Source organism: Kitasatospora sp. NPDC059462 (assembly GCF_042749955.1).
Taxonomy (GTDB): Bacteria; Actinomycetota; Actinomycetes; order Streptomycetales; family Streptomycetaceae; genus Kitasatospora.
This window is the reverse complement of record NZ_JBHYUU010000269.1, coordinates 1-8,290: the sequence shown is the minus strand read 5'-3', so window position 1 is coordinate 8,290 and position 8,290 is coordinate 1. Positions and strand designations below refer to the sequence as shown.

The 8,290-nt window shown below is 75.7% G+C and carries 8 protein-coding genes; all 8 read right to left on the bottom strand.

The features are described from left to right. Window positions 1-517: hypothetical protein (locus ACFXAM_RS36185; RefSeq protein WP_380297875.1), on the bottom strand; the 517-nt coding region annotated here is incomplete at its 3' end. Continuing rightward, window positions 514-1,203 carry an RNA polymerase sigma factor gene (locus ACFXAM_RS36180; RefSeq protein WP_380297873.1) on the bottom strand — a complete coding sequence of 230 codons (690 nt, stop codon included), beginning with the start codon at window positions 1,201-1,203 and terminating at the stop codon, window positions 514-516. The genes ACFXAM_RS36185 and ACFXAM_RS36180, both read right to left, overlap by 4 nt. A gap of 119 nt (window positions 1,204-1,322) precedes the next feature. Then, complete coding sequence (locus ACFXAM_RS36175; RefSeq protein ID WP_380297871.1) at window positions 1,323-2,525, bottom strand: hypothetical protein; 1,203 nt, start codon at window positions 2,523-2,525, stop codon at window positions 1,323-1,325. A 249-nt stretch (window positions 2,526-2,774) separates the two neighbouring features. Beyond that, complete coding sequence (locus ACFXAM_RS36170; RefSeq protein ID WP_380297869.1) at window positions 2,775-3,557, bottom strand: MerR family transcriptional regulator; 783 nt, start codon at window positions 3,555-3,557, stop codon at window positions 2,775-2,777. An 80-nt stretch (window positions 3,558-3,637) separates the two neighbouring features. Next, on the bottom strand, window positions 3,638-4,807 hold the full coding sequence (locus tag ACFXAM_RS36165; protein WP_380297877.1) for a hypothetical protein: 1,170 nt from the start codon (window positions 4,805-4,807) through the stop codon (window positions 3,638-3,640). A gap of 257 nt (window positions 4,808-5,064) precedes the next feature. After that, complete coding sequence (locus tag ACFXAM_RS36160) at window positions 5,065-6,390, bottom strand: LPXTG cell wall anchor domain-containing protein (RefSeq protein WP_380297867.1); 1,326 nt, start codon at window positions 6,388-6,390, stop codon at window positions 5,065-5,067. Between the two features lie 299 nt (window positions 6,391-6,689). Further along, window positions 6,690-7,574, bottom strand: coding sequence for an NAD(P)-dependent oxidoreductase (locus ACFXAM_RS36155; RefSeq protein ID WP_380297865.1), 885 nt, complete (start codon window positions 7,572-7,574; stop codon window positions 6,690-6,692). 121 nt (window positions 7,575-7,695) lie between these two features. Continuing rightward, window positions 7,696-8,109 (bottom strand): hypothetical protein, encoded by a 414-nt coding sequence (locus ACFXAM_RS36150; RefSeq protein WP_380297864.1) that lies wholly within the window; start codon window positions 8,107-8,109, stop codon window positions 7,696-7,698. Window positions 8,110-8,290 lie beyond the last annotated feature (181 nt).

Here is an 8,290-nt window from a genome sequence, read left to right as displayed (position 1 = left end):
GCGGGGAGGCCGCGCCGGTCACCGGCCGGCCCCTCCCCGCCCCGGCGCCGCCGGGGGAGCCGGTGGTACCGGGCGCACCGGCGGCGTCCGGTTCGAAGGCGCTGCCCGGGTCCTGCGGCACGCCCGGGGCCGGCGCCCCGGCCGGGCGGCCGAGCGGGTCGGCGGACTGTTCGGCCGGGGCCAGCGGATCCGGGCCCGGGCTCGGATCGGCGCTGGAGCTCATCGTGGCCGCCGGCGTGTCGTCGCCCTTGTCGGCCAGGGTGTCCCCGGGGACGGAGAGCAGGCCGATGACCGTCGCCGCCGCCAGCCCCATCAGCGGCAGGCCCACCAGGTAGGCGGGCCGGCGCCGCGTCCGGGGGCCGGACGGCGGATCGGCGGGACGCAGGTCCTGGGTGGTGATCCGGGCGACGCGGGCCGCCATGGCCTCGCGGAGCAGGCGCTCCACCGGGGACTCGCCGCTCGGGCCCGGACCGCCGCCGTGCTCCCCGTCGGCCGCGGGGCGCCGCTCGTCGTTCATCGGGCGTCCTCCAGCTTCTTCTCCAGGGCGTCCAGGGCCCGGCTGGCGGTGGACTTCACGGTGCCGCGGGACACGGCGAGGATCTCCGCGATCTCCGACTCCGACAGGTCGGACCAGTAGCGCAGCACCAGCACCTCGCGCTGGCGCGGGGTCAGCTCCTGGAGGGCCACCAGCACCCGGCGGTGCTCGTCGTGGAGGACGGCGTGGTCCTCCGCCGACGGCGCGTCCGCCTCGTGGGGCGGCACGTACTCCCGGGCCGTGCGGCGGCGGCGCAGCACCGACCGGGCGCCGTTGACCACGGCGGTGCGCAGATAGGCCAGCGCGTTGTCCAGGTCGTCCAGTTGCTCGCCGTGCCGCTGGTAGAGCTTGGCGAAGGCCTCCTGCACGACGTCCTCCGCCTGGTCCTGGTGGTCGACCAGCAGCACCGCGAGGCGGACCAGGCTGAGCCGGTGGGTGAGGTAGAGGTCGGTCAGCGTCGGGCGCCCCTCCTGCGTCCGGCCGCCGCCGGGCAGCAGCCGGAACCCGGCGCGGCGCCGCCCGGCCGACTGCGCGGCGACCGGGATGTCCAGCACCTCGCCCCCGCCCTGCGGCGCCTCCCGGGCGCCGAACAGCAGCGTCACCAGGCCGCGCAGGGCCGCTGCCCACCCCCGGTCGCCCCGGGCGGCCGGCTCGATGGCCATGGACATCCGTCTTCGCTCTCCCCCCGACGGCGTTCCGGTTCCACGCCGGTGCGTCAGGACATCGTCTTCGGGTGGCCGGACCGGCCGGAGTGGACGGGCCGGCCTGGTTCGATCGGTTCGCCCCGCTACCGGGCGAGCAGCGGAACGGCCGCCGACCGCTCGGGCAGGGCCTGGCCGTCGACGCCGGCGCCCGCGGCCATCCAGATGCTCCGGTCGGGCATCCACCCCGCCGGCACGTTGAGCCGGAACCGGTAGAGCACGTTCTCGCCCGGCCCGAGCACCCGGGTGAGCCCGGTGGTGTCCAGCCGGACCCGGCCCTGCGCGTCGAGAGCCCCTTCGAGGCGGCGCCACTCGCCGCCCGCCAGCACCTCGGCGGTCAGGTCCGCGGGCGTCAGGTCGTGGGTGCCGTTCACGGAGCCCAGGTCGGACACCGCCAGGGCGGGGGTGACGGTGTGCTGGGCGTAGCCGTCCAGGTTGGCCAGCTCCACCTGCACCTCGGAGGGCTGCCGGCCCCTGGACCCGTCGGTGGGCCTGGTCGTCGAGAGCTGGACCGGCTGGTCCACCTTCACGTTCACCCGGGCCTGCGCACCGCCGGCCCGGACCGCCTTGGCGCTGCGGCCGATCCATCCCTCGGCCTGGACCGGCAGCCGGCCCGACGGGCTGCCGACGGACAGGGTCAGCCGGTAGCGGACCGTCCGGCTCTCCCCGGGGTCGAGCGCGAACGCGCCCGGCTGGGGGCCGCTGCCCACGCCCTGCTGGTTCAGCTTCACCTCGCGCCATTCGTCGAGGTCCTTGCGGTCCAGCATCCCCTTGGACGTCCTGCCGGGGCCGGCCAGGCCGGCCGGGTAGTCGTACGGGAGCACCCGCACCACCGGGACGACCTCGTCGTAGCGCTGCCGGGTGGTGTTGGTCCAGGTGACCTCGAAGTCGAGGTAGCTGCCGCCGGCCTGGATCTCCCAGGCGCCGGCGAGCGGACGCAGCGAGACGTCGACGGCCTCGGTGACCGCGCCGGGCATCTCCTCGGGCCAGGTCGGGGAGTTGCCGGGCACGGGGCCGGGGCCCGCCGTCGGCACCGGTGCCGCGGCCTGGACGGCCATGGCGACCGGTGCGAACTGCGGTGCGCCCGCCTCGGCCACCGGAGCGGTCAGCGCCGACCGCATCCACGCCGCCCCGTCGGGTGCCGCGCCGGTGGACGCCGCCCCGGCCGCCCGGACCCGGCGGAACTCCGCGCCCTCCTCGGCGGGAAGCAGCGCGTAGCCGGCCGCACCGGCGACGACGGCCGCCAGCGGAACGGTCCCGACGAGACTCCGGACAGTGGACGGGCGCATGGTGGGTTCCCCGTGGTAGTCGGACTCGGCCTGTGCGGCGAGGCCCGGCACCGGCTCGGTCGGACCCGCGCCGGATCGGCCCTCACCCTTTCAGACGCCCGAGTCCGGCCGGGGTTGTGGCGTGTTCGAAGAAAATTTCGCACTGGCCGGAACGATCCCATTCATCGGCCTCCTCCCGTCCGGCCCGGACGGGGGCGGGCCGGACGGGGGCGGCCCGGACGGGGGCGGGACGGGACGGGACGGCCGTCGCTACGCCTGCCCGCCGGCGCGGCGGTCCGCGTTGGCGAGCATGGCGTCGTGCAGCCACTGGGCGAGGCCCGGGGCGAGGTCCTCGTAGACCTTCGTGAAGCGCGGGTCGGCGAGGTACATCCCGGCGATGCCGCGGTGGATCTCGAAGGTGCAGTCGTAGAAGTTCCGGCAGATGTGCTGCCGGTGCTCCTCGGCGAGGTCCGTGGCCGGGCCGCCGTCGGCGGGCTCGCCGGCGGTGAAGGCCTCGGCCAGGCGGGCGTTGAGCCCGTCCGTCTCGGCCTTGATCCGCTCCCAGTCGGCCTTGTCGTAGCCCCCGGTGCGGCGCTGGGACTCCGCCCAGGCGGCGGTGTCGCCCCAGCGCTGCTCGGCCTCGGTCTCCCACTCCTCGCGGTAGTGCTCGCCGAAGAGCTCGAACTTCTCCTCCGGGGTCAGCTGAATGCCCATCTTCTCTGCCTCCATGGCGTGTTCGACGGCCGCGGCGAGTTGCTGGAGATGCGCGATGCGGTCGGTCAGCAACCGGTGCTGGCGCCGCAGGTGCTCGCTCGGACTCACCGAGTCATCGTCCAGAACGGCCGCGACCTGTTCCAGGGAGAACCCGAGTTCGCGGTAGAACAGGATCCGCTGCAACCGCCCGAGATCGGCCTCGTCGTACCGGCGGTAGCCGGCCGGCGTGCGGCCCCGGGGGGACAGCAGGCCGATCTCGTCGTAGTGGTGCAGGGTGCGGACGGTCACCTTGGCGATCTTCGCCACCGCGCCGACCGGGTACCCGTCTCCGGTGTTCATCCGGGATCTCCCTCCGTGCTGACCACGACCCTCCGTCCTCCCGTTGCGTGAGGGTCAAGTCCGCCCGCCCCGCGTCCGCGTCAGACCGCGGCCGGCTCGCGGCCGGGCGGCCGTCCCTCGGCGGGCTGCCCGGCCCCCGGTCCGGCGCCGGACCGGGGGCCGCCGCCGCGTCCGCGCCGCCGCTGGGCGGGCCAGAGCAGCACGTACCCCGCCGAGACCACCACGAAGGCGAGCCGGACGAAGCCGCGCGCCGCGTCGGACGGCAGGAACAGCGTGCCGCCGTAGAGGGCGGCCAGCGCGATCCAGCTCCACCACGGCACCAGCCGCCGCTGCCCGACGGTGTCCCAGAGCAGGGTGCCGAGCAGGATCGACGCGGAGTAGTACGTGTAGACGCTGGGGTCGAGCAGGATCCGGGCGTCCGCCCCCAGCAGGACGACGGCCGGCCAGCGGCCGCGCCACACCGCCAGGCAGCCCAGGGACAGCCCGAGGGCGAACTGCGCCGGGCGGTCCCACCACGGCGTCGCCGGATCGGTCACGCCGAACCAGCGCAGCGCCGAGGCGGGCTGGTTGGGGATGGTGAACCTGGCGGCCGCCATGGTGTCCAGGTCCCCCAGGTAGAACGGCAGCCAGGCGACGGCCACCAAGGCGGTGAACCAGAGCAGCGTCCGCGGCCACCGGGCCCGGGGCAGCGCGAGGATCAGGGGCGCGAACGCCAGCGCCCACGGCTTGGCGTCCACCGCCAGCGCCAGGTACACCCCGACCGCGGTGGCCCGGCCCCGGCTGAGCTCGTGCGCGGCGAGGGTGGTGAAGAACAGCGCCAGCACGTCGTCCAGGTGCGCGAAGCGCACGGACACCTCGACCCACATCGGGATGAACGCCAGGCCGGCGATCAGCAGCCGCTGCTGCAGCCGGCGGTGGTTGGTGCCGGTGCCCAGGTAGTGACGGGCGGCGGTGCGGCCGACCAGGACCAGCATCGCCAGGCCCAGTCCGGACATCGCCGCCTCGGCCAGCAGCGCGCCGGTGTGCGGCGGGAACGGGCTGAAGAGCCGCGCCACCGCCAGGCTGACCGGGCCGATCTGCAGCTCGGGGTGGTGGGCGTAGAGCGCGAGGCCGCCGTCCGGCCGGTCGCTGAAGAGCAGTTCCTCGCCCTGGCGCAGGTAGTGCCAGGAGAAGCCGCCGCTCGGCTCGACCAGCAGGAACCAGAGGACCGTCCAGCCGAGCAGCAGCACGTGGTGCCTGCGGACCGGCAGACCCGCGATCCGGCCGGCGCCGGCCCCGTAGTCCGACCCGGCCCGCCCCGCGCGCCGCGGCCGTTCCGTCCTCGCCGAGCGCTCCGCGCCCCGTCCCCGCACCCCGGTACCTCGCCTGCCCCGTTCCGGCCCCGTTTCGGCCCCCTGACCGGCCATCCTAGGCACGTCCGGGCGGCCGGACGGAACCGCCCGTGCCCCCGGCGGACCGGGGACACGGGCGGGTGCTGCGCGGTGCGCCGCGGGGCCGGCCGTACGGGCTAGCCGTGCTGCGCGGCGCGGCGGCGGCGGAGCACCACCAGGGTGCCGACACCGGCCGCGAGGACGGCGCCGCCGGCGATCGCGATGCCGGTGGTGTCGTCACCGCCACCGGTGGTGGCCAGCGCCTTGTCGGCGTCGGCGCGCGCCTGGACGACGGCCTCCGGGGTGATCGGCAGCGGCGCGATGGCCGGGACCTTCACCGGGAAGTCGATCGGCTGGCGGGGGCCGGTCTCGTCGTCGCCCGAGGTGTCGCCGGGCGGCGGCGCCGAGGTCCCCGGGGCGGTGGAGGCGCTCGGCGAGGTGCTCGCGCCGGAGGTCGGCGTGGCGCTCGGCGAGGTGCTCGACGTGGCGGTTGGCGACGCGCTGCCCGACGGCGTCGTGGTCGCGCTCGGCGTGCCGGACGGCGTGCCGGTCTCCGACGGCGTCGTGGTGGCCGACGGCGTGGTGGTGGCCGACGGGCTGGTGCTGGTGCTCGGCGTGGCCGTGGCGCTCGGGCTGCCGGTCGGCGACGCGGTGGCGGACGGCGAGGTGGTCGCCGACGGCGAGGTGGTGGCCGACGGCGAGGTGGTGACCGACGGCGAGGTGGTGGGCTTGCCGGTCGGGCTCGCGCTCGGGGTGGTCGGCTTCGTGGTCGTCGGCGTGGCGGTGGGGCTCGGCTTGCCGCCCCCGGCCACGATCCTGAACCGCTCGCCGCAGTCCTGCTCGCCCGCGAACTCGCCCGGGCCGACCGGCTTGTTGGCCTCCACCTTGGAGGCGAAGACCACCGGGACCACACCGGCCTTGCCGAGCGGCGCGTTCTTGGCCGCCGAGACCCGGACGGTGACCGTGAGGCTGCTGCCCCGGTTCAGGGCGAGCAGCGAGTTCTTGTAGTCCGGCACCGAGTTGTCGATGAGCTTGGCCAGCAGGAACAGCACACCGTCGTCGTCGGTGTCGCCGCCGCCCGGCGCGGGCGTGGCCGGCAGCCAGGTCCGCGTCCTGTCCAGCGACTCGGGCAGCTGGTACTCGACCTTGAGGTGCTGCGCGTGCAGGCTGCCCGCCTCGTTCTTGAACTTGAGCAGCGGGTAGTAGACGAAGTCGTGCTTGGTGTTGTTGTCGACGGTGAAGTTGAACATCTTGGTGTCGCCACCGGCGACGAAGGTCCGCGGCACCCCGTCCAGGGACAGGTCGAGCGCGCGGGCGCTCGCCTTGTCGGCCTGCGGGGCGGCGGCGGGGGACGATCCGGCGGTGGCTGCGGCCACCGCGCCCTGGGCTCCGGCCAGGACCATCGAGGCGGCGAGCGCGGCGGCGCCGGCCAGGGCGAGACTGCGAGGTATGGAGATGGACAAGGGAGACCTCACGAGAGTGTCCGGGCGCGGCCCGGGGGCGCGGAAGGACCAGGCGGCCGTCCGAGCCGCGATCCCCCCGCGAAGCTGAAAGTCCGTCGGAGACTACCGAAGCCCCCGACCGCACCGGAAGGCGGGTACCGGTTTCCTTCGCCGGCCGGGCCACTGCGTCCGATTGGCCCAACTCTGACCTGGGACAGGGGTTTTGCACCCGTCTGGCAGGTTGCGAGGGGGTGGCCGGGACGCGGCCGCGCACCGGCGGGGAAGGCCGCCCTGCCGGGCGTCGGCCCCTGCGCCCGCCGCTACTCCGGGAGCCCGGCCCGCCGCCGGGCGACGGCCGCGACGGCGGCCCAGTCCTTCTCGCCGTCCCCGTGCGCCAGCGCGTCCAGGAACGCGTCCCGCAGCACGCTGCCGAACGGCAGCGGCACGCGCGCCGCCGCGCCCGCGGAGAGCGCGAGATCGACGTCCTTGAGCCCGAGCGGCAGCTTGAACCCGGCGGGCTCGTAACGGCGTTCGGCCACCATCGAGCCGTAGCCGGAGTAGACCGGCCCCGGGAAGAGCGTTCCGCCGAGCATCTCGATCAGGTCGGTCGGCCGGACGCCGTTGGCCTCGGCCAGGCTGCACGCCTCGGCCATCGACTCGATCGCGCAGGCCAGCAGGAAGTTGGTGCTGATCTTGGCGGTGTTGGCCTGGCCCGGGCGCTCGCCGAAGTGCCAGACGCGCCGGCCCATCGCGGCGAACAGCGGCTCGACCGCCGCCAGCGACTCCGCGCTCCCGGCGGCCAGGATGTTGAGCTCCCCCGCCTCCGCCACCGGCGGGCGGCCGAGCACCGGCGCGGCGACGTACCCGATGCCGTACTCGGCGTGCAGGGCCTCGGCGCGCTCGGCCAGGGCGACCGAGACGGTGGCCATGTTGACGTGCACGCCGGCCGCGGCGCCCTCCAGCAGGGCCGGGTCGAGCAGCAGGCGCTCCACGGCGGCGTCGTTGGCGAGCATCGAGACGACCGCGTCGGCCGCGAAGACGTCGGCCAGCCCGTCGGCGGCCAGGGCGCCCCGGGCGACCATGGCGGCCACCGGGCCGGGCGAGCGGTTCCAGACCCGGACGGTGTGCCCGGCCTTCACCAGGTTGGCGGCCATGCCCTGGCCCATCGTGCCCAGTCCGACGAAGCCGACCGTCATCCCGCTCATCGCGCACTCCCGCTGTCGCCCGGCGGCCGGAAAGGTCGTCCGGCCACGATCAACCGACTGTACGTCAGTTTTCCGACCGTCGGCCGGTCGGGGCGCGCCCTCCGGTGCCGTCCGGGGCCGGTCAGGCCGCCGCGGCGTGCCGCGCGTCCGCCGAGCCGCCCTCCAGGTGGGCGAGGACCCGGTGGCGCAGCAGCTGGTACTGGGCCTGGAGCCGGCCCGGGCGCTGCGGGCGGGCGACCGGGCGGCCGGGACCGACCCGCTCGTCCGGGCCGAAGCGCGAGCGGGTCATGTCGATCTCGGCGCCGTCGGCGGACCGGTTCCACCAGTGCAGGTCCGTCCGGACCGCGCCGGTGAACACCTCGCCCATCATCAGCTCGCCGCCGAGCAGGTCGTGCACCACCAGGGCGGTCGCCCGGCACTGGCCGTGGGCGGGATTGTCGGGACGCCAGTGGGCCTGGTCCTCGGGCGCGCAGGTGTCGACACCCCAGGAGGAGCGGATCGCACGTTCGATGTCGTTGAGGGTCCACGCCGTCATAGCGGGAAGCCTGCCACGCGGTACCGACAGCGGCAGCGGCTTTTCGGCCGGCGACCCCGTGTTCTGCGGCGACCCGCGCGACCTTCACCCGTACGGGGAGCCTCCCGGCGTGATGGAGCGCGCCGGGGCGGGCGGGGGTGCGCGCCGGCGCGCGGGGGCGGGCGGGCGCGCGGGGGCGGCG